Origin of the sequence: Erwinia sp. QL-Z3 (assembly GCF_004551645.1) — a bacterium.
Lineage (GTDB): Bacteria > Pseudomonadota > Gammaproteobacteria > Enterobacterales > Enterobacteriaceae > Erwinia > Erwinia billingiae.
Genome location: NZ_CP037950.1, coordinates 1,854,893 through 1,875,594, shown reverse-complemented (window position 1 = coordinate 1,875,594; position 20,702 = coordinate 1,854,893). Strand labels below are relative to the sequence as shown.

General features: G+C 56.9%; 15 protein-coding genes. 5 read left to right on the top strand and 10 right to left on the bottom strand.

The window, feature by feature from the left end; genetic code table 11:
• Nucleotides 1-46 precede the first annotated feature (46 nt).
• The 3 genes from E2F51_RS09180 to E2F51_RS09170 form a co-directional block, all read right to left on the bottom strand.
• Nucleotides 47-1,138: a DUF2817 domain-containing protein gene (locus E2F51_RS09180; RefSeq protein WP_134823270.1), complete on the bottom strand. Its 1,092-nt coding sequence runs from the start codon at nucleotides 1,136-1,138 to the stop codon at nucleotides 47-49.
• Between the two features lie 5 nt (nucleotides 1,139-1,143).
• Nucleotides 1,144-1,923, bottom strand: coding sequence for an ABC transporter substrate-binding protein (locus E2F51_RS09175; RefSeq protein WP_013200422.1), 780 nt, complete (start codon nucleotides 1,921-1,923; stop codon nucleotides 1,144-1,146).
• 160 nt (nucleotides 1,924-2,083) lie between these two features.
• Nucleotides 2,084-3,730, bottom strand: a complete 1,647-nt coding sequence (locus E2F51_RS09170) for an alpha,alpha-trehalase (protein WP_041692193.1) — start codon at nucleotides 3,728-3,730, stop codon at nucleotides 2,084-2,086.
• A gap of 456 nt (nucleotides 3,731-4,186) precedes the next feature.
• Between E2F51_RS09170 and E2F51_RS09165 the strand changes: the two genes are divergently transcribed.
• On the top strand, nucleotides 4,187-5,488 hold the full coding sequence (locus tag E2F51_RS09165) for an MFS transporter (protein ID WP_134823269.1): 1,302 nt from the start codon (nucleotides 4,187-4,189) through the stop codon (nucleotides 5,486-5,488).
• A 156-nt stretch (nucleotides 5,489-5,644) separates the two neighbouring features.
• Nucleotides 5,645-6,541, top strand: coding sequence for a LysR family transcriptional regulator (locus E2F51_RS09160; protein ID WP_134823268.1), 897 nt, complete (start codon nucleotides 5,645-5,647; stop codon nucleotides 6,539-6,541).
• Nucleotides 6,542-6,571: 30 nt separating this feature from the next.
• Here the strand turns inward: E2F51_RS09160 and E2F51_RS09155 are convergent, their stop codons facing one another.
• A complete protein-coding gene (locus E2F51_RS09155) occupies nucleotides 6,572-7,351 on the bottom strand; it encodes an L-threonylcarbamoyladenylate synthase (RefSeq protein ID WP_013200418.1) in 780 nt (259 codons plus the stop codon).
• A gap of 183 nt (nucleotides 7,352-7,534) precedes the next feature.
• The gene (locus tag E2F51_RS09150; protein WP_134823267.1) at nucleotides 7,535-8,602 is read right to left on the bottom strand and encodes an SDR family oxidoreductase; all 1,068 of its coding nucleotides are present in this window, start codon (nucleotides 8,600-8,602) and stop codon (nucleotides 7,535-7,537) included.
• Nucleotides 8,603-8,700: 98 nt separating this feature from the next.
• Here E2F51_RS09150 and E2F51_RS09145 point away from each other — a divergent pair, with 98 nt between their 5' ends.
• A complete protein-coding gene (locus E2F51_RS09145) occupies nucleotides 8,701-9,612 on the top strand; it encodes a LysR family transcriptional regulator (RefSeq protein ID WP_134823266.1) in 912 nt (303 codons plus the stop codon).
• Here the strand turns inward: E2F51_RS09145 and yjdN are convergent.
• The 4 genes from yjdN to E2F51_RS09125 form a co-directional block, all read right to left on the bottom strand.
• Entirely contained in the window at nucleotides 9,602-10,042 is a 441-nt protein-coding gene (yjdN, locus tag E2F51_RS09140; RefSeq protein WP_134823265.1) for a VOC family metalloprotein YjdN, read from the bottom strand. The two genes, E2F51_RS09145 and yjdN, sit on opposite strands and share 11 nt — an antisense overlap.
• 317 nt (nucleotides 10,043-10,359) lie before the next feature.
• On the bottom strand, nucleotides 10,360-11,673 hold the full coding sequence (locus E2F51_RS09135; protein ID WP_134823264.1) for a cytochrome c: 1,314 nt from the start codon (nucleotides 11,671-11,673) through the stop codon (nucleotides 10,360-10,362).
• Nucleotides 11,674-11,683: 10 nt separating this feature from the next.
• On the bottom strand, nucleotides 11,684-13,465 hold the full coding sequence (locus E2F51_RS09130; protein WP_013200413.1) for a GMC family oxidoreductase: 1,782 nt from the start codon (nucleotides 13,463-13,465) through the stop codon (nucleotides 11,684-11,686).
• A gap of 2 nt (nucleotides 13,466-13,467) precedes the next feature.
• Nucleotides 13,468-14,205: a gluconate 2-dehydrogenase subunit 3 family protein gene (locus E2F51_RS09125; protein ID WP_134823263.1), complete on the bottom strand. Its 738-nt coding sequence runs from the start codon at nucleotides 14,203-14,205 to the stop codon at nucleotides 13,468-13,470.
• A gap of 271 nt (nucleotides 14,206-14,476) precedes the next feature.
• On the opposite strand from E2F51_RS09125, the gene E2F51_RS09120 reads away from it, so the two are divergent.
• Nucleotides 14,477-15,889, top strand: a complete 1,413-nt coding sequence (locus E2F51_RS09120; protein WP_134823262.1) for an MFS transporter — start codon at nucleotides 14,477-14,479, stop codon at nucleotides 15,887-15,889.
• A gap of 47 nt (nucleotides 15,890-15,936) precedes the next feature.
• Here E2F51_RS09120 and E2F51_RS09115 read toward each other — a convergent pair whose 3' ends face one another.
• On the bottom strand, nucleotides 15,937-18,822 hold the full coding sequence (locus tag E2F51_RS09115) for a bifunctional diguanylate cyclase/phosphodiesterase (RefSeq protein ID WP_134823261.1): 2,886 nt from the start codon (nucleotides 18,820-18,822) through the stop codon (nucleotides 15,937-15,939).
• 335 nt (nucleotides 18,823-19,157) lie between these two features.
• Here E2F51_RS09115 and sbmA point away from each other — a divergent pair, with 335 nt between their 5' ends.
• Entirely contained in the window at nucleotides 19,158-20,387 is a 1,230-nt protein-coding gene (sbmA, locus tag E2F51_RS09110; protein WP_134823260.1) for a peptide antibiotic transporter SbmA, read from the top strand.
• Nucleotides 20,388-20,702: the final 315 nt, after the last annotated feature.

The window sequence follows — 20,702 nt, the reverse complement described above, 5'->3', positions numbered from 1 at the left end:
AAAAAAGGGCTGAAATCATTCAGCCCTTTTATCACTTATTCAACGGTTACTTGCTCAACAACGCCTTCCAGGCCCGGGCGAAGATCTGCTGGGTGCGGAAGGCGATCAGCGCCTGCCAGTCAGGATCGTAAGGATAGAAACCGTCGTAAAGATCCTGCTTGATCTGCTGCCCACGATCGCTGGCAGGATCGCCATACAGATGCAGCCAGTGATCGTCGCGAAGGCGGCGATGCATCTCTTCCCCATCCAGCGTGCCGCACTCTACCACCAGCTGCAGCAGCTGCGTCTCCGGCAGATGATCGAGCATAAATTGCGACAGATAGCCGGTCGCCGTGGCGGTGACGCCGGTTTCACTGTCGCGTCCGGCGCCGGTGATCAGCACCGTCAGCCATTCGCCAAAGATCGCCCGCGCCTGTTCGAGCGCAGGATAATCCCGTTCGGCAATCGCCATCAGCATCGGATGACCATAGGCGCCCGCGCCGGTATGCAGATCAAAGCTGATGATGCGCTTCGCCTGCGCCAGGTGGCGGGAAATGATGGTTTTCAGCGTCTGATGGGACCAGCTGGCCTGCTGGCCACCAAAGAAAATACCGTCGGCAAACTGATACTGACCGGCTTCCACAATGCGCTTAACGCCCGCCCAACCCAGCGCTTCACGTTTGGCCTGCAACAGCGCATCGGCCTGCTGACGCGCTGCGCCATCCAGATCCTTGCAGCTATAAACGGCATGCAGATCGCGATAAGCGGCGTTATCCGGTGCACCGGCCGCGAAGTCGATAAAGTTACGGTTAAGATCGGCGTTATCTTCGTTCACCCGGCGCAGGTGGGCCGTGCCCCACGGATTGATCAGATGCACCATCACCAGCGCCACACCGGCGGGCAATGTTGCAGCGTCGAGTCCGTCCAGCCAGGCAATCTGACTGTCCGATCCGTAATAGCCTTCAACACCGTGGGTGCCGGAAACGATCAGCAGCAGATTGTCTGCCGCCGGGTCGCCAATCACCGCCACATCGGTGCTTAAGGCTTCGCCCTTCGGCCCGCTCAGCGGATGGGGATAATGGGTGACGTGGCCGTCCAGCCGCGCCACGGCGGCAAGAAAGCGCGCCCGCTGCGCGCTGTAGTCAGGTAGGGATCGCATCAGGCTCACTTCTGAATATGATAGACGTCAAAGCTGAAGTACTTCTTCGCCAGCCGCTCGTAGGTGCCATTTTTATGCAGTTCGGCCAGCGCCGCGTTGATCTTCTCAACCCGCGCCCGATCGTCTTTGCGCAGACCGATCCCCACGCCTTCGCCGAAGTATTTTTTGTCATACAGGGTATCGCCGCTGATCTGGTAATCCTTGCCCTGAGGCGACTTCAGGAAACCGGTTTCCGCTGAGGCGGCGCTGGTCAGCGTTGCATCCACCCGTCCTGACGCCAGATCGGGCCAGATCTCTTCCTGGTTAGGATACGACACCACGTTGATGCCGGTGCCCGCCCAGACGGCTTTGGCATAGGTTTCCTGGGTGGTGCCCTGCGCGACGCCCACTGACTTGCCTTTCAGCGACTCAGCATCGGGTTTCAGGCCGCTGTCCTTCTTGGTCACCAGCGCGCTTGGCGTGTTGTAGAGCATATCGGTGAAGGCAACCTGCTGGCGGCGTTTGTCGGTCATCGCCATCGCCGAGAGGATCGCATCGAATTTACGCGCCTGCAGCGCCGGAATAATGCCGTCGTAGCCGGTCTGCACCCACACGCACTTCACCTTCATCTGATGGCAAATGGCGTTGCCCATTTCAATGTCAAAGCCCTGCAGGCTGCCATCGGGCGCTTTGGACTCAAACGGCGGGAAAGTGGGATCGACGCCGAAGCGCAGCGACTCGGCAGCAAAAGCGGTTGAACTGGCGCAGGCGAGCAACACCAGCGCAGACAGGGCGATTTTTTTCATGCAGGCTCCCAAAAAAGCAAAAAGGGTTAATAAAAAAGCGGTTATCCTCTTTCATACCATGATTTATTGCGCAAAGTGGGGATTTTTTCTTCGCTGTGAACAGGCGCTGCGCAAAAAAAAGAGCCTTCATAAGAAGGCTCTGATTCAGTGACAACGCGGATTAGCGTTTGGGTGCGGCATCCGGATACATCTCCAGCAGGCGGCGCGTGACGCCGTTGGTCCAGCCGAAACCGTCCTGCAGCGGATACTCACCGCCGCCCGCCAGCACCGGCGCGCGTCCGGCCACGTTATATTTTTCGACCATCTTGTGATGACGATGGTAGGTGGCGCCGACAATCTGCAGCCAGCGGGTAGCAATCTCTTTCGCCAGCAGCTCTTCGCCGTAGTTATTCAGGCCTTTGATCGCCATCCACTGCATTGGCGCCCAGCCGTTAGGCTTGTCCCACTGCTCGCCGGTCTCTTCCACCGTTGACAGCACCCCGCCCGGCGCCAGCAGATGCGAGCGGATGGCCGCTGCGGTGTGCGTGGCCTGATCGAGGCTCGCCATACCGACAAACAGCGGCGTTACCGACGCGGCAGAAAACGCCCCTTTCTCACGGTCACGCCAGTTGTAGTCGCGATACAAACCCGCTTCGGCATCCCACAGATATCTGTCGAGGATTTCCCGGCGGCGCACCGCTTTCTGCTGGAACAGCTCGGCCGTGGCATGGTCGTTTTTGCTGGCCGACAGCCGCGCAATGGTGGTTTCCAGCTTATATAGGAAGGCGTTCAAATCCACCGGCACAATGCTGGTGGTCTGGATGCTCTCCAGACGGCCGGGCTCGCTGAGCCAGCGCGATGAGAAGTCCCAACCGGACGCCGCACCGGCACGCAGATCGCGATACACTTCGTTCGACGGCCGCGAAGAGTTTCTCGCCGTTTCCACATCTTCAATCCACGACTCGTCGCGCGGCGTATCCCGATCGTCCCAATAGCGGTTGAGCACCGAGCCATCCGACAGCATCACCACGTGGCGATAGGCTTCGTTCGGCGTCAGCGACGCTTCACCGTCCATCCAGAATTCGTATTCGCGCTTGAGGTGCTTCAGATAGCGCTGCGCTTCGTGCACGCCGTCCTTCTCGAACAGCTCGACCATCATCGCAAACACCGGCGGCTGGGAGCGGCTGAGGTAATAGGTGCGGTTGCCGTTAGGGATATGCCCGTAGGTGTCGATCATCCAGGCAAAGTTATCCGCCATATTCTTCAGCAGATCGGTGCGACCGCTGGCGGCAAAGCCCAGCATGCTGAAGTAGGAATCCCAGTAGTAGGTCTCACCAAATCGTCCGCCCGGCACCACGTAAGGCTGCGGTAACGGCAGCAGCGAAGAGAACTCCGAGTGCTTCTCCGGCTTACGGGTTAACACCGGCCACAGCGCGTCGATATGCTCGCCCATCGATTTATTGGGGTCCGAAACATAGCGGCTGTCATGGACTTTTGGCAGGTCAAAATTCTCCAGCACGAACGCCAGTAAATTAAAATCCTCGCGCTCACGCTGCATAAAATAGCGGTACAGAATTCTTTCAGGTTCAATTTTGGGCGCACAGTCGGCAAACGTTTTGCTGTCGGTAAATATCCGCGACGTTTGCACGGCTTCAAACAGCTCCTGATACCGATCGGAAGGCGTCAGGATGTCCGATGCGGGCAGACCACGAATCGACTCCGGTTGCGGCTCAACGACCGATTCCAGACCCGCCTCGTAATCGTGATAATAGGCTTCGTAGTCAGTCTGATTATTGTCAATGATTAGGTCATTTTGGTTAAAAGTGATAGAAACCTCCTGTGCCAATTGATATCGACAATGATTGCGCTGAATTTCAGAAACAAGCCCTCAGTATAGTACCCCAGTCTCACAACGCAACCCATTGAACTTATTACCGACGATGAGAAGATATTTCAAAAAATAACCGTAAGCGGTTACTTAAGATTATTCTGCATATTAATTTACAGTAATTGAAAAGCGAGCATTCCATATCGCCGTTGTTCGCAAGCCCGCCAGCCCTGCACTTAAGCCAAACCGTTAAAATGATGTTTATTTATCCAGTTTTGAAATTAAATTAACTGAAAATTTACGTTTATAAAAAAAAATTGCTTTTACCATTTACATTATATTTAAACCGCCGAATACTGTGCAGGCCAGATCGTCGCGCAGCCCTTGCCACGCCTGGTAAAAATAAGTTTATCTGATAGCAAACCAGACCTTTAAATGATTAATTAAGGAACTCTCGTGGCACCGGTAGTAAATAAATCCGCAGCGTTGCACTCGGAAAGCCTCTCTGATGAGGATGACAGTTTAGTTTCCCCCTTCGATACACCCGCTCCCATAAATAAAACCTATATTACCCGTGGAACCCGGCGTTTTACCCACGCCACGCTGGCGCTATTTTGTGCCGGGCTTTCGACGTTTGCGGTGTTGTATTGCGTTCAGCCCATTCTGCCGGTGTTCTCGCAGAGTTTTCATCTGACGCCGGCCCAGAGCAGCCTGTCACTTTCCGTCACCACGGCGATGATGGCATTGGGATTGCTGGTCACCGGGCCGTTGTCGGATGCCATCGGGCGCAAATCGGTGATGTCGATTTCGCTGCTGCTGGCGGCGTTCTTCACGCTTATCTGCGCCACCATGAGCAGTTGGGAAGGCGTACTGGCGATGCGCGCGCTGACCGGCCTGGCCCTCAGCGGCGTGGCGGCGGTGGCGATGACCTGGCTGAGCGAGGAGCTGCACCCGGTGTTCCTCTCCTTCTCGATGGGGCTGTATATCAGCGGCAACTCGATTGGCGGGCTGGTCGGCCGACTGTCGACCGGGATGCTGGCGGATCACTTCTCGTGGAACGTATCGCTGTTTGTGGTCGGGCTCTTTGCGCTGGCGGCCGCCGGGCTGTTCTTCCGCCTGTTGCCGCCGTCGCAGCATTTCCGCGCCTGCTCGCTGCGGCCGCATAAGCTGCTGGTTAACTTTATGTTCCAGTGGCGCGACATGGGGCTGCCGATGCTGTTTATCGTCGGGTTTATCCTGATGGGCAGCTTTGTCACGCTGTTTAACTACGTCAGCTACCGCTTTATGGCCGCGCCGTTCTCGTTAAGCCAGACGGTGGTCGGACTGCTGTCGGTAGTGTATCTGACCGGCACCTACAGCTCGCCGCGTGCGGGAATGATGACGGTGAAATATGGCCGTGGCGTGGTGCTGATGGGCGCGCTCAGCCTGATGCTGGTCGGCTTGTTAGCCACCCAGTTCACCACGCTGTTGCTGGTATTGCCGGGACTGATGCTGTTTGCCGCCGGCTTTTTTGCCGCGCATTCGGTGGCCAGCAGTTGGGTAGGACACCGCGCCCGCCGCGCCCGAGGACAGGCGTCGTCGCTGTACCTGTTCTTCTATTACCTCGGCTCCAGCGTTGCCGGTACGCTCGGTGGCGTGTTCTGGCACAACTGGGGCTGGATGGGCGTTTCCGCCTTTGTGGCGGTGATGCTGATCGGCGGCCTGTTTCTGGCCAACAACCTGCGTAAGATCCCGGTGCTGGTGAAAAAAGTTCGCTAACCGGCGGGCGGAGCTCAGGCTCCGCCCCTGCTCGCCTGCCGTGACGATTTACTTCCCCCTGCCCAACCATTAAGCTAGCGCCCCTGATTATCACACCCCTTTATTCCCCGCCTGCGACCCTGTTCAGGCAGCGAATTTTCAGGAGCCGAACCGGCGATGAGCGACGTAGAAAACCTGCAGGGGATGGTGATCTTCGCCAAAGTGGTGGAGACGCTGAGCTATACCGAAGCGGCAAAGCTGCTGGGATTATCCAAATCCTCGGTGAGCAAAGAGATCTCCGCGCTGGAAGTCCGGCTGGGCACCAAACTGCTGCAACGCACCACCCGTAAAATCGTGGTGACCGATGTCGGCATGACCTGGTATCACTACTGCGCGCGCATCCTCAGCGAAGTGAAAAGTGCCGGGCTGTTTATCCGCCAGTATCACGAAGAGCCGACCGGCAGCCTGCGCGTGGTGGCGCCCGTCACCTTTGGCTGTCAGTGCATCGTGCCGGTGCTCAATCAGTTTGTCGCCAATAACCTGCATGTCAGCGTCGATCTGGACCTGACCGATCGCCCGGTTAACCTGGTCGATGACAATGTCGATCTGGCGATAGTGATCCGCCGCGAGCCGCCGGAGCATGCCCACTGCACGCCGTTGATGGACATCGGCTGGGGCCTGTTTGCCGCACCGGACTATCTGCAACGCTTCCCGCCCATCGCCCAGCCGGACGATCTACCACGCCATGACTTTATCCTGTTCCGTGGCCCGGCCCACACCATCTCGCTGCCGTTCCGTAAAGAGAAGCAGAAGCTGGATATCGAAGTGCGTAGCCGTTTTCGCGCCAATAACAGCACCGCACTGCTGAATTCCGCTATCGCCAACAGCGGCATTGCCTATTTGCCGGAATACGTCGCGCAGGAAGCGGTCAAAGAGGGCAAGCTCAGTCGGGTGTTAGCGGAATGGGAAATGGACGTCTATCAGTCGTGGATCCTGACCAAAGCCGACAGTTTGATTTCACCGCGGGTCAGGGTATTTATCGAGGATTTGCAGCAGGCGTTACGCTTGAAATAAAGGGCGGAACAGCGTCCGCCCTCTGCATACTTAGTAGTAGTTACCGTGACGGTAATCCCAGGTGGTGAAGGTGTCAGACAGCATCGACATAATTTTGTCCACATCCAGACCTTTACGGATCAGGATTGGGCATGGCGTGATGTTGCGCTCGCCTTTCTGCTCTGGCACCAGTTTGCCCTGCTCATCCACCATCGCCACCATCACACCCTGCTCGTAACGGGTTTTCTCAGACTCGTTCGGCTGGATGGATTTCACGTAGTCGTTGGCTTCAATAATCAGGTCAGCCTGCGATTCGATACGCTCGCCGATCCCTTCGACCAGGCCACGGTTGCCTTTGCCTGACGGGTTAGCGGAGCTGGCGAAGGAGAATTTACCGTGGTTTTCCCACAGCTCTTTCGCCAGGTTTTCGCCAGGGGTACCGAATTTGATCACGAAGCAGCTGGTCTGACGGCGATCCATCATCAGGTCTTTTGAACCGTCTTCCGGAATGCGTGCAACTGCGTCTTCTTTCCACGGCAGGATGCAGCCCAACAGCACGTCCTGATCCCAGTGCTGCTGATACAGCGATTCAATTTCCGGGTTCAGCTGCGCCAGCTCTTTCAACTGCTCCAGAGAACCACACAGCACCACGCCCGGCTTGTTGCGGTTGCGCTGCTTGGCATCAAATTTACGCTCCAGCCCTTTGGCATCGGAGGTCATGATGATGTAGCCCACTTTGGTCGGGCAGACGATCATGCCGCCGTCAGCAGACAAAACCTTAACTGCTTCTGGCTGTAAGCCGCCGTTCCAATGGATAGTCTTATTGCTCATGGTCGCACCTGTATAACGTAGAGGGTTAAAGTGTGTCGGTCAGTATTTCAAGGTAGCACGGCTGGCTAACCCTGCACTGGCCTGTTGCAACCATCCTGACGTTAAACCGCCATTCAGGCAACAATAAAACACTTTAAACCTGCATTGTTTTCCACAGGAAACAGTCGTTGCTGAAAACCGAAATCAGGAAGGGATCAGCTTTTCCGCTTTAAGCTTGTCGAACAGCGCGAAAAAGGCGTCACGCGTGGACTGATAGCCGGTGAAGCCCGCTTTACGGCTCTTGCTGATGTCGGTAAACACTTCCATCGGACGGCCCAGATCGGCATCGGTATGCCACCAGGACACCAGCTTGCTGATATCCGCTTCCTTCAGGTTGAACTGCTTCGCCAGCGCCTGCCACTCGGCGGGAGCCGCGTCCATGCGCCCATCCAGCGGTTGCACGTCGTCCGGGAACGGCGCGGCCTCAATGCCAAAGTAGCTGGCGATTTCGCCCCACCTCCACTTCCAGCGGAACACGTCGCCATTCACCACGTTATAGTCCTGATCCTGCGCCGACGGCGTGGTGGCGGCCCATTCGAGCTGCTGGGCGAGAATATGCGCGTCGGTCATATCGGTGACGCCTTCCCACTGCGCTTTGGAACCTGGGAAGACAAACGGCTGGCCGGTCTGCTTGCACAGGCTGGCGTAGACGGCCAGCGTCTGGCCCATATTCATCGCATTGCCCAGCGCGAAACCGATGATGGTGTGCGGGCGATGCACGCTCCAGCTGTAGCCATATTTTTCCGCGCCAGCGAACACTTCGTCTTCCTGCGCGTAGTAGAAGTTATCCCCCGGCTGACGGCCCTGTTCTTCGCGGAACGGCGTCATCGGCACTGCGCCTTTACCGTAGGCATCAAACGGGCCGAGGTAGTGCTTGAGGCCGGTGACCAGCCCGACGTGGCCGCCTTTCAGGCTGTCGCCCAGCGCGTCAATCACGTTGCGAACCATGGCGCTGTTAACGCGGATGTTCTCTTTCTCGTTGGCCTGACGGGCCCAGACGCTGAAAAAGACCTTATCCACGGTGACGCCTTGCAGCGCCTTTTCTACCGAGGCTTTGTCGGTGAGATCGGCAGTCAGCGCGGTGCAACCGGCTGGCACCGCGGTGCGTCCACGGGACAGGCCGTAAACCTGCCAGCCGTCACCGGTGAGTTGTTCCGCCAGCGCGGTTCCAATGACGCCACTGACGCCGACAATAAGTGCACGTTGTTGCATAGCCAGACTCCTGAATAAAGGGGTAACAATCAGCTTAATAGAGAATTGGAGTCTTATCTGAGGTATAAATTCACATAATTAATGAACTGGATTCCCTAATGATGATGACTCAGGATCGCCTTAAGGGCATTACGCCGTTTGTGGCCAGCGTCGAACAGGGCAGTTTTACCGCCGCCGCTGCGGTACTGCACCTGACCAGTTCAGCGGTCAGTAAAAGCGTGGCGAGGCTGGAAGCGCGATTAGGTTCGCAGCTGTTTGAACGCACCACCCGCCGGCTGGCGCTGACCGACGCCGGTCAGGCCTTTTATGAAACCTGCACGCGCGTGCTGAACGAGCTGTCGGAAGCGGAGTCGGTGCTGGCGGCGCAGCGCGCCATCCCGGTCGGACGACTGCGGATTGCGGTACCCAACACCTTTGGCCGGATGCGGGTGATGCCGCTAATCAACGAATTTTGCCAGCAGAACCCGGAGATGCAGATTGCCCTCTCTTTTTCCGATCGCTTTGTCGATCTGTTTGAGGAAGGCGTGGATATCGCGATACGTATTGGCGGCTCGACAGATTTTCCGCCCTCGCTGGGCTACCGCTTTTTGGGTAATGAAAGGCTGATCTTCTGCGCTTCGCCGGACTATCTGGCGCAGCATGGCGTGCCTGACTCTTTGCAGGCGCTGACCGAAAGGCGAGCCATTGTTTACGATCGGGTAGATGGCAGCACCAGTCCGTGGCATATCCGCTCGCCGGATGGACGAACGATAACCCGAACCCTGCCTTATCGGATGGCGTTGGGGGATGGCGAAGCCCAGGTCGCCGCCGTGGTAGCCGGACTCGGCGTGGCGCAGATGGCGACCTGGCTGATGGAAAAAGAGTTAGCCAGCGGTGCGCTGGTGCCGATCCTGCCAGAGCTGGCGGTAGAAGGTCTGCCGCTGTTTATCGTCTGGCCGCGCAGAAAGCAGCTGCTGCCGAAGGTCGACGCGCTGCTTGCCACGCTGGATCGGCTAAAAATCAGTCAGTAGCGGGTTTATTTACGTTAATGCGCCACGGCACGCCGAACTTATCGATCAGCGTACCGAAACCGGCCGCCCAGAAGGTTTCTTCCCATTCCAGCGTGACCTTACCGCCAGCGGAAAGATTATCAAACCAACGTTTGCCTTCGGCAGGATCGTTGCTCGACAGGCTAACGGCAAAACCGTTGTAGCTTACCGCTTCCGCGCTGTCGCTCATTTGCAGCTCACCTTCGCCGATATGCAGCAGCGCGTGCATGATTTTATCATCCGCTGGCTGTTCCGCGGCTGGGCTGTTCTGTTTCTGCGGCTGCTGTTTTTTCTCCGCAGGCACGTCACCCCAGGTCATTTTAACCGTCAGTTTGGCTCCCGTAGCCTGCTGATAAAAAGCGATAGCCTCTTCACAGTTTCCCGAAAAATATAAATAAGGCGAAAGTTGCATAACATCTCCTTCGTTTGAGGTATGTGCTTAAGAACAAGCTCGAAGAAAGTGTAGCAGGCGACTCAAATCTGGCGCTTAATTACATTTTACTGGTTAATAACATATGCAAAGAAGACAGAGGATAAGCGGTTATGAATACCGTATAGCGGCGCGGGAACAGTCGCCGGGAAAGAAAGAGTTTCCCAGATTATGAGCGATACAATATTCTTCAAATTGCTTCAACGAATGGACATCAACATGCTAAAAATAGCGAGATGACTAAAAATAAAGCAAAAAAAAACGGCCAGTTTGCTGGCCGTTTTCGATCGTAAAGTCGCTTACTTCTCTTCCATCAACTTTTCAACGTCGGCATTGCCCTGATGCTCAGGCACCGTCTTGCGCACTTTCGCCACATCGCTGGCGCTGACCTGCTGCTTCGCGCTGTTACCCCAGCTGCTGCGGATAAAGTTCACCACGTCAGCGACCTGCTGGTCGTTCAGACGCCAGCCGAAGGCCGGCATGGTGATGCTGGAAGGCGCACCCTTCACGCCCGGCAGCGTGGCACCGCTGAGCACGATATGGATCAGCGAGGTTGGGTCTTCTGCCTGCACCACCGCGTTACCGCGCAGTTCCGGGAAGAAGCGCTTATAGCCGCTGCCGTCGGTTTTATGGCAGGCAGCACAGCTGTCGACGTACACCGAGGCACCCGGTTTGCTGTCATCGCCTTTCCACAGGGCTTTCGCCACCGCGTCATCAGACTTGAAGCCCACCTGATTCGGATCGCGCGCGCCCAGCGACTTCAGATAACGGGCAATCGCCGTGGCATCTTCCGGGCTGAGGTGCTGCAGGCTGTGCTCGACCACATCGGTCATACCACCGAATACGGCGGTCTGATCGTTACGGCCGGTACGCAGGAACTGCACCAGATCGTCTTCACTCCAGCGGCCCAGGCCGTCACGGTTATCGCCACGCAGGTTGCTGGCGGTCCAGCCATCAATCGGCGCGCTGCTGCCGGACAGATAGTCACTGCCTTCGCTGTCATTGAGGGCTTTTTCCTGCATGGTCAGGCTGCGCGGCGTATGACAGGCACCGCAGTGGCCGAGGCCTTCAACCAGATACTGACCGCGTGCCAGCACCGCATCCTGACCTTTGATTGGCTGGAAGGCCTTCACGTCCGGCGCAAACATGCCGCGCCAGATCGCCAGCGGCCAGCGCATCGACAGCGGCCACGGAATGTCGCTGTCCTGATTGGCCTGCGAAACCGGCTGCACGCCATGCATAAAGTAGGCATACAACGCCTGCATATCCTCATCGCTGACCACCGCGTAAGACGGATACGGCATCGCCGGATAGAGCGTATCGCCGTTCTTCGCCACGCCATGACGCACCGCTTTCTGGAAATCGTCGTAGCTGTAATCACCAATACCGGTTTGCTTATCCGGCGTGATGTTGGTGGAGTAAATATTGCCGATTGGCGTCGCCATCGACAGGCCACCGGCGAACGGCTGGCCGCCCGCTTTGGTGTGACAGGCCACGCAGTCACCGGCGCGCGCCAGGTATTCACCGCGTTTGATCTGCGCCGCACCGGAGTCGTCCGCCAGCGCGGCAAAGCTTGCCATGCCCAGTAACAGGGCCGGGATCATCATCTTCATCGGGTTGTCCTTATGCCTGCACCAACGGACCTGGATTTTTCAGGTACTGTTCACGAATCGCTTTAGCTGACCAGTAGGTCAGGGCTGCCACCATGCCGGTTGGGTTGTAGCCCAAACCTTGTGGGAAGGCAGAAGCGCCGGGGACAAACACGTTCGGGACATCCCAGCTCTGCAGATAACGGTTCACCGCACTGGTTTTTGGATCTTCACCCATAATCGCGCCGCCGTTCATATGGGTGGTCTGATAGACGGTGGTGTCGAAGTGCGTGCCGGCCGCTTTCGGTGAACCGCTGATCAGTTTCGGGTTCATCGCTTCGGCAATTTTGTGCATTTTGCCGTGCATAAACTGCGACATCTTGATGTCGTTGTCCTGCCAGTCGAAGGTCATACGCAGCAGCGGCTGGCCAAAGGCATCCTTGTAGTTCGGATCCAGGTCCAGATAGTTGTTGCGATAGGACTGGTGAGCCCCGTGCGCATCCATCGACACGTGATGGGTGTAGTGATCGGCCACGGCGGCTTTCCACTTGCTGCCCCAGTTTGGCGTGCCCGGAGGCGTTGGCAGACCGGAGATAGGCTTCACGCCCGCCTGGTTCACCCACATTGGCGAGCCGCCAACAAAGCCGTATTTGGCGTGGTCAAAGTTATCGGCATTGAAATCATCCAGACCCACGCCCGCACCGCCCGCACCAATAAAGTTATTGGTGAACACGTCCTTATCGAAGAACGCCTTGATGGTGGAGATGTTCTGGTAAGCAAAGTTACGGCCCACGGTCCCTTCATTGGTCACCGGATCGTATGGCTTGCCAATGCCGGACAGCAGCATCAGGTGCACGTTGTGGAACTGGAAGGCAGAGAGGATCACCAGATCGGCAGGCTGCTCAATCTGACGGCCTAATGCATCGACATAGGTCACGCCGGTGGCGCGCTTTTTATCGGCGGTCAGGTTAACGCGCAGCACGTTGGCGTTCTCACGCAGTTCGAACTTCGCTTCCTGACGCAGCGCCGGCAGGATGTTGACGTTTGGCGAGGCCTTGGAATACATGTAGCAGGCATAGCCGCTGCAATAACCGCAAAAGTTGCACGGTCCCATCTGCGCGCCATAGGTATTGGTATACGGGCCGGAGGTGTTGGCCGACGGCAGATCGTACGGGTGATAGCCGATGGATTCTGCGGCCTGGGCAAACATCTGCGCCGAGAAGGTGCGCTTCTGTGCCGGCAGCGGGAATTTATCGGAGCGGTCTGGCGCAAACGGGTTGCCCTTGCCCTGACCAATCACCTTGCCTTTTACGCTCCATTCAGAGCCTGAGGTGCCGAACACTTTCTCCGCTTTGTCGAAGAACGGTTCCAGCTCGTCGTAGGTGACGCCGTAATCCTGAATGGTCATGCCTTCAGGAATGAAGTTCTTGCCGTAACGCTCTTCGTAATGGCTGCGCATACGCAGTTCCATCGGGTCGACGCGGAAGTGCACGCCTGACCAGTGCAGGCCCGCGCCGCCGGTGCCGGTGCCCGGCAAAAACGCCGCCAGCTGGCGATAAGGCTGTGCGGTTTGCGCCGAATTGTGGCGGATGGTGACGGTGCTTTTCGACAGATCCTGGAACAGCTTTTTACGGATGTTATAGGTCAGCTCATCAATCACCTGCGGATAGGCGCCGTCCGGATAGGTGTCGCGATGCGGGCCGCGTTCCAGTGCCACCACGTTCAGACCGGCTTCGGTCAGCTCTTTGGCCATGATCGATCCTGCCCAGCCGAAGCCGACGATCACCGCATCTACTTTCTTCATTTCGTTTGCCATGGTTATGCTCTTTCCCCACGAATCGATACCGGTGGGAACGGATAACGCTCGCCACGTTCAACCCAGTCCATAAAGTCCGCACGCGCGCCCGGGAAGTTAATCAGCGTCCAGCCGACCATGCCCTGATTGCCGCCGTGGAGCGGATCGCTGAAGAACCCTTCACGGGTGTTCTGCAGCAGGAAAGAGAAGAAGACTTTGGCCGGAACCTGTTTGAACGCAACGCTGCCCGCTTCGAACGCCTGCAGCAGCGTGTCCTGCTGGTCCGCGCTCAGTTTGGCGAAGACCTTGCCATGCTGCGCTTTCGCGACCGCATCGGCATCTTCCAGCCCTAAACGGTAAATCTGGCGGGGCACCAGCGGGTACTGATAGCCCAGTTCCTTGTCGGCATCAGGGTGGAAAGGTCCCTGCATATACCAGTTGGAACCAATGGCATACGGCGTATTCATCTGGCGATCGATATATTCCGCCACGCCGGCTTCCAGCGCGCCAGGTCCACGATCGTCGGCCGGGATCAGGCGCGCGCAGGCGGCCTGCACAAAGGCATACTCTTCGGGGGTGAACCAGGTCGGTTGGTAATCACGGGCTTTTTGTGGACCGGATGGCGCGGATTCTTTCGCGGCGGCCGGAGCAGCGGCGGTCAGCGCGCCAATTCCGGTACTGCCGATCGCCATGGCCGGAGCCAGGGTGATGGTTTTCAGCAGAAAGTCCCGGCGGGAGCTTCCTGTGGTTTCTTTCGACATGACATTGCCTTAATAACTTGCGCCTGGTGCTTCGGCTTGGGATTCACGGTTGCTTGCAGTATTTTTTTTAATCGGGCACATAACGCGGTTACCGAATCAATGTTACCGGTAACAATGACATAGAGTTTAACAGGTCTTTTAGCAAAGATTTAGCGCAGGGAAACAAAATGGCACAAATTCATTAACAAGATTTGCATCTGGATATACAAAACCTGACATAAACCCTTAGGATGGAGGATCTGCGTACCGCAAGAACGAGGATTAAAAAGCAATGAGTGAAGTCTGTTCGCCAGGGACGATGCCGTCTGAACCTGCATTCAATAACAATAAGCTTTCCGAACGTATCGATGCACTGCCGGCCTCAGCCGGACTATGGCGCTTTATCGCCCTGCTCTCGCTGGGTGGGTTTTTCGAGCTGTACGACCTGTTTCAGACCGGCTATATCAGCGCCGGTCTGGTGGCGGAAAATATCTTCCATGTCGGCAGCCAGGGCGTGTTTGGCATCTCCGATCAGGCCGCTTTTGCCTCTTCCACCTTCCTGGGGTTATTCCTCGGTGCCAGCCTGCTGGCTCCCTATGCCGACCGCTTTGGCCGTCGCATCACCTTTATGTGCGCGCTGGCCTGGTACGGCTGTTTTTCGCTGATCATGGCCTTCCAGAATCACGCCGAAGGGATCATTTTCTTTCGTTTCCTGGTCGGCGTCGGGCTGGGCATCGAACTGGTGACCATCGATACCTATCTGACCGAATCGGTGCCGAGCTACCTGCGCAGCAAGGCGTTTGCCTTCGCCTTCTTTGTGCAGTTTCTGTCGGTGCCGGCGGTTGCGCTGATGTCGTGGTGGCTGGTGCCGCAAACCATCCTCGGCCTGACCGGCTGGCGCTGGGTGGTGATTGCCGGGGCGTTATGCTCGCTGGTGATCTGGTTTATCCGTAAAAATCTGCCGGAATCGCCGCGCTGGCTGGCGCAGCAGGGCCGCCATCTGGAGGCGCATAAAGGCGTGACGGCGATGGAGATCCGCTGTGGTAAAGCCAGCACCGAACCGGCGGCAGCGACGATCGAAACCGGCGGCATCATTGAAAAGAAAGGTCGCTTCCGCGATATCTGGCGCCCTGAATACCGTCAGCGCACGCTGATGCTGGTGGTGATGAATATCTTCCAGGCGATCGGTTTCTTCGGCTTCGGCAACTGGCTGCCCGCGTTGCTGTCCGGCAAAGGCGCGAGCATCACCCACAGCCTGCTGTATGCCTTTTTCATTACCCTCGCCTATCCGCTGGGCTCGCTGATTTGCAGCCGCTATGCCGACAAGATTGAGAATAAATGGCAGATCGTGCTCGCCTCGTTGATGACGGTGGTCTTCGGCACGCTGTTTGCGCTGCAAACCAGCCCGATTTTGCTGATTGTCTGCGGCTTCTGCATCACGTACTCCAACGCCTGGCTGACCTACAGCTATCACGCCTATCAGACCGAGGTGTTCCCGACATTTATTCGCGCGCGCGCCGTCGGGTTCTGCTACTCGTTCAGCCGTCTTTCCACGGTGTTCAGCAGCATTATTATCGGCATGATTTTGCAGGTGGCCGGTGCGCAGGGCGTGATTGCCTTTATCGTGGTGAGTATGGTGATTGTGATGCTGGTGATTGGGATTTTTGGTCCGAAGACGCGCGGGCTGGATCCGGAGCGGATCTGACACCGCGCCGGTATTGCCTGACGGTTCAGGCAATACCGGCGGCAGGCTTACTTTTCGGCTGAGACTTCAGCAAATCTTTCCGGCGGATTAAACACCTTGAGTCGGGTTTCTGGCGGCTGCGGTCGCCCGAAGAAATAGCCCTGGAACAGCGTACAGCCTTCACTTTTCAGCTGTTCAAACTGCTCATTGCTCTCCACCCCTTCTGCGGTAATTTGAATATCCAGACTGCGGCTCATGCCGGTAATGGCGCGAATAATCGCCAGCGCTTCACGGCTGTCCTTCATATCGTTGATAAATGACTTATCAATTTTGATTTTGTCGAACGGGAAGGATCGCAGATAGCTGAGCGACGAATAACCGGTGCCAAAATCATCCAGCGCAATGCGCACGCCCAGCGCCTTCAGCTTCTGCAAGGTGCGGATATTGACCAGCGTGTTGTCGAGCAGCACCGACTCGGTGATCTCCACTTCCAGCCTGCCCGGCTCCAGCCCGGAGTCTTTCAGCGCCGCTTCCACCACCGACACCAGCGAGCTGTTTTTAAATTGCAGCGGCGACAGGTTAACCGCCACGCTCTGGTGCGCCGGCCAGTTGGCGGCCTCGCGGCAGGCTTCATACAGGGCATAAGCGCCCAGGCTGTGGAGTAACCCGGTTTCTTCGGCAATCGGGATAAAGTCCATCGGCATGATCAGCCCTTTTTCCGGGTGATGCCACCGCATCAGCGCTTCGTAGCCGATGATTTCGCGACCGTGATTGTTGGTAATCGGCTGATAGTAGAGCCGCAGATGCTTGTGGGTAATCGCATCGCGCAGGTCATTTTCAATCATCCGACGCAGATTGGCGGCTTCGCCCATTTGCACCGAGAAGTGTTCGAAGCGGTTACGGCCGTTGCGCTTGGCTTCATACAGCGCCATATCGGCACAGCGCAACAGCTGCTCCGGCGTGGCCAGCTCGCGGCCGCCAATCGCGATGCCGATGCTCAGCCCGACCGAGAGGTTATGGCCATCGACGTTAAACGGCAATTTGGTCACTTCAATCAGCCGGTGAGCAATCGCGTCGGCTTCCTGCTGATGGGTCAGGCCGGGCAGCACAATCGAGAATTCGTCGCCGCCATTCCGCGCAAGCGTATCGACATCGCGCAGTACCCCGCGCAACCGGCTGGCTACCGCGCGCAGCAGATCGTCGCCGACCTGATGGCCAAGCGCATCGTTGACGTTTTTAAAGTTATCGAGATCCAGACCCAGCGTGGCGGTCAGTTTCCCGGCCTCGCGATCGGCACGCAGCGCCTCATTAAGCCGCTGACTGAACAGCACGCGGTTCGGCAGGCTGGTGAGGTTATCGTGATGCGCCATATGGTGAATGCGCGCATCCGCCGCACGCTGATCGGTGACGTCATCGGCAATCAGCAGCACGTAGTTAGTGCGCGCATCGTTGCCGCGAATAATCGCCGCCGAGGCGGAGATAATCCGCTCGCCGCCACGGGTATTTAACAGCTGCTCGTTTTTATGCAGCCCTTCGAAGCGCTGCGCGGCGGTGGAAAGCTGGGTGAAATAGTCGCTCATTTCAGAGGTCAGGCAGGCTGCCAGCTTTTTGCCGCTCATCTGCTGCTGAGTCAGCCCCAGCAGCTGTTCGGCCTTGTTGTTCATCAGCAGGATTTCGCGCGAAACCACGTCTTCCACAATCACCGAAGAGGGAATATTGGCGATGATGGTGTCGAGGAATTTTGACAGCGACGCCGTCCTGGCGCTGGTCTGCTCGGCCAGATCCTTCGCCCTTAAAATCTGCTGCTCGTATTCCCGCACTTCGGTGCAGTCGCGGGTGATTTTGGCGTAGCCAATCAGCTGACCACTGTCGTTATGGATGGCGTCGATCACCACATGGGCCCAGAACGCGCTGCCATCTTTGCGGTAGCGCCAGCCCTCGTCGTCAAAGCGACCGGTGGTTTCAGCCAGTTTCAGATTGGTTTCAGGTAGGCGCGCCAGGCGATCCTGCGCGCTGTAGAAACAGGAGAAGTGCTTTCCGACAATTTCGTCGGCGCTGTAGCCTTTGGCCCGCCGCGCACCGGCGTTCCAGTTCACCACCAGGCCATTCGGATCCAGCATGTAGATGGCGTAATCGGTGACGCCTTCCACCAGCAGGCGGAACACCTGCTCCCTTTCACGCTGCTCGACCAGCAGACGCTGTTGTTCGGTACAGTCGCGGGTGATTTTGGCGTAGCCGATCAGCTTGCCGTCGTCGTCGTGGACCGCATCAATCACCACGTGGGCAAAGAAAGCGCTGCCGTCTTTGCGGTAGCGATAGCCCTGCTCTTCAAAACGTCCGGTGCGGTGTGCGGTCCGCAGGTTGGCTTCCGGCACTTTCGCCAGCCGATCCTGGGTGCTGTAGAACACCGAAAAGTGTTTTCCGACGATCTCATCGGCGGTATAGCCTTTTGACCGGGTGGCACCGGCGTTCCAGTTCACCACGTTGCCTTCGGCATCCAGCATGTAGATGGCGTAATCTTTGACGCCATCCCCCAGCAGGCGAAATTTTTCTTCATGCGCGCGCTGCCCGGCCTGGGCGGCCTTTTGTTCGGTGCAGTCGCGGGTAATTTTGGCAAAGCCAATCAGCGTGCCGTCTTCCGCGCGCACAGCATCAATAATCACATGCGCCCAAAAGGCGCTGCCGTCTTTGCGATAGCGCCAGCCTTCCACTTCATAGCGCCCGGTGCGGCTGGCGATTTCCAGCCCATGCTGCGGGAGGCCTTTAGCGCGGTCCTGTTCGCTGTAAAACAGCGAGAAGTTTTTCCCGACAATTTCGTCCGGCAGATAGCCTTTGGCGCGCTGTGCGCCGGCATTCCAGTTGGCGACGGTGCCATCCGGCTTGAGCATATAAATTGCGTAATCCCCTACGCTCTGTACCAATAAGCGGTACATCACATCGCTATTTTCTGTCATGGTCTTTTCGCCTGGTTGCTGAAGGTCTGGACGGGTATTTGCCTGTCCAGACCCCTGGCTTTCAAGTGCGTCAGGGCTTGACGCCAATGGGCTCAACGCTGCCTTTTATCAGCAGGCCGTCTGTTTTTTCTAAGAATATTCTTAATAGCTATAAACTGAAAAGCGCTGTAATTTCAAGCGATTTCAGATGAATGTCAGAGGTTCTTTCCTGTTTATCGGCATTGTTTAAAAAACATTCAGCGTTTATTTAGGGCTGACACTTTCGGAAACAACCGCGATAAGATTGTTCACAGCAAAAAGCGTTATAAAAAAAGAGCACATTATTTGGAGTCATTATGTTCAAATCATTTTTTCCCCGACCGGGGCTGTTTTTTGGAAGTGTCGTGCTCTGGAGTGCCCTGGCCATTTTGTTGTGGTTTGCGGGTGCCAGTACCTGGATGACTCACTTTTCGGCCTTTGCTGGCAACGCGCAGGAACCGTTACCGAATAACGCACTGCGCTTTATCGCACCCAGCGCGCTGGCTTTTTATCTCTACTATCTGCTGGTGGTAGCGATATTTTATGCCTTCTGGGCCATCGTCAGCCCGCATCCGTGGCAGCGTTGGTCGATTCTGGGTTCAGCGCTGATTATCTTCGCCACCTGGTTTTCGGTGCAGGTCAGCGTGGCGGTGAATGCCTGGTACGAGCCTTTCTATGATTTAATTCAAAAGGCGATGTCGCACCCTAATACCATCAAGATCGAAGCATTTTACCTGCAGCTTCAGGGATTTTTGAGTATTGCGATGATTGCGGTGGTAGTCGGCGTGCTGAATATGTTCTTTGTCAGCCACTACATATTCCGCTGGCGCACGGCGATGAACAATTACTATATGGATCATTGGCCGGAACTGCGGGGCATTGAAGGTGCGGCTCAGCGTGTGCAGGAAGACACCATGCGTTTCTCTTCGACGCTGGAAGATATGGGCACCAGCTTTATCAATTCGATCATGCTGCTGATTGCCTTTTTACCGGTGCTGGTCGCGCTGTCGGTCCACGTCAAAACCATTCCGATTTTGGGCAGCATTCCCTATTCGCTGGTGATTGCCGCGCTGCTGTGGTCCTTGCTGGGAACCGGCCTGCTGGCGGTTATCGGGATTAAGCTGCCGGGTCTGGAGTTCAGGAATCAGCGGGTTGAAGCCGCGTACCGTAAAGAGCTGGTCTACGGCGAAGACGATCCGCACCGCGCCCGTCCACCGACCGTGCGCGAGCTGTTCTCCAACGTGCGCCGCAACTATTTCCGCCTGTACTTCCACTATCTGTACTTCAACATTGCGCGCATTCTGTATCTGCAGCTTGATGCGGTATTCAGTCTGTTTGTGCTGTTCCCGTCGATCATCACCGGCGCCATCACCCTCGGGTTGCTGACGCAGATCACCAACGTTTTCGATCAGGTTCGCGGCTCCTTCCAGTATCTGATTAACTCGTGGACCACGCTGGTGGAGCTGTTGTCGATCTACAAACGTCTGCGCAGCTTCGAGCGCACGCTGGATAATCTGCCCGACCCACAGGACGTCACCGTCGAGTAATCCCGCAACAGCAGAACCTGCGGGCAGAAAGCCCTTGTAAAAAAAGCCCGATATATCGGGCTTTTTTATGCGTGGTTCAATGACTCAGCGGCACCTTTTCCCCTCCAATCATCGCCAGGCCGCTATCGGTGCATTGCGACTGGGGCTGGCGGCATACCACCGAGTCAGCCCTTGACCTGTGCATCCCCAAATCCCACCAACAACTCAGAAGATTAAGGGTGGCGGCAGAGTGCGCGTTAGCCGAGTGTCTGCCGCAGGGATGCGGCAGCCAAGCCCCCAGGGATGGGTTCACGGCGCCTCGGATCACGCGCACTC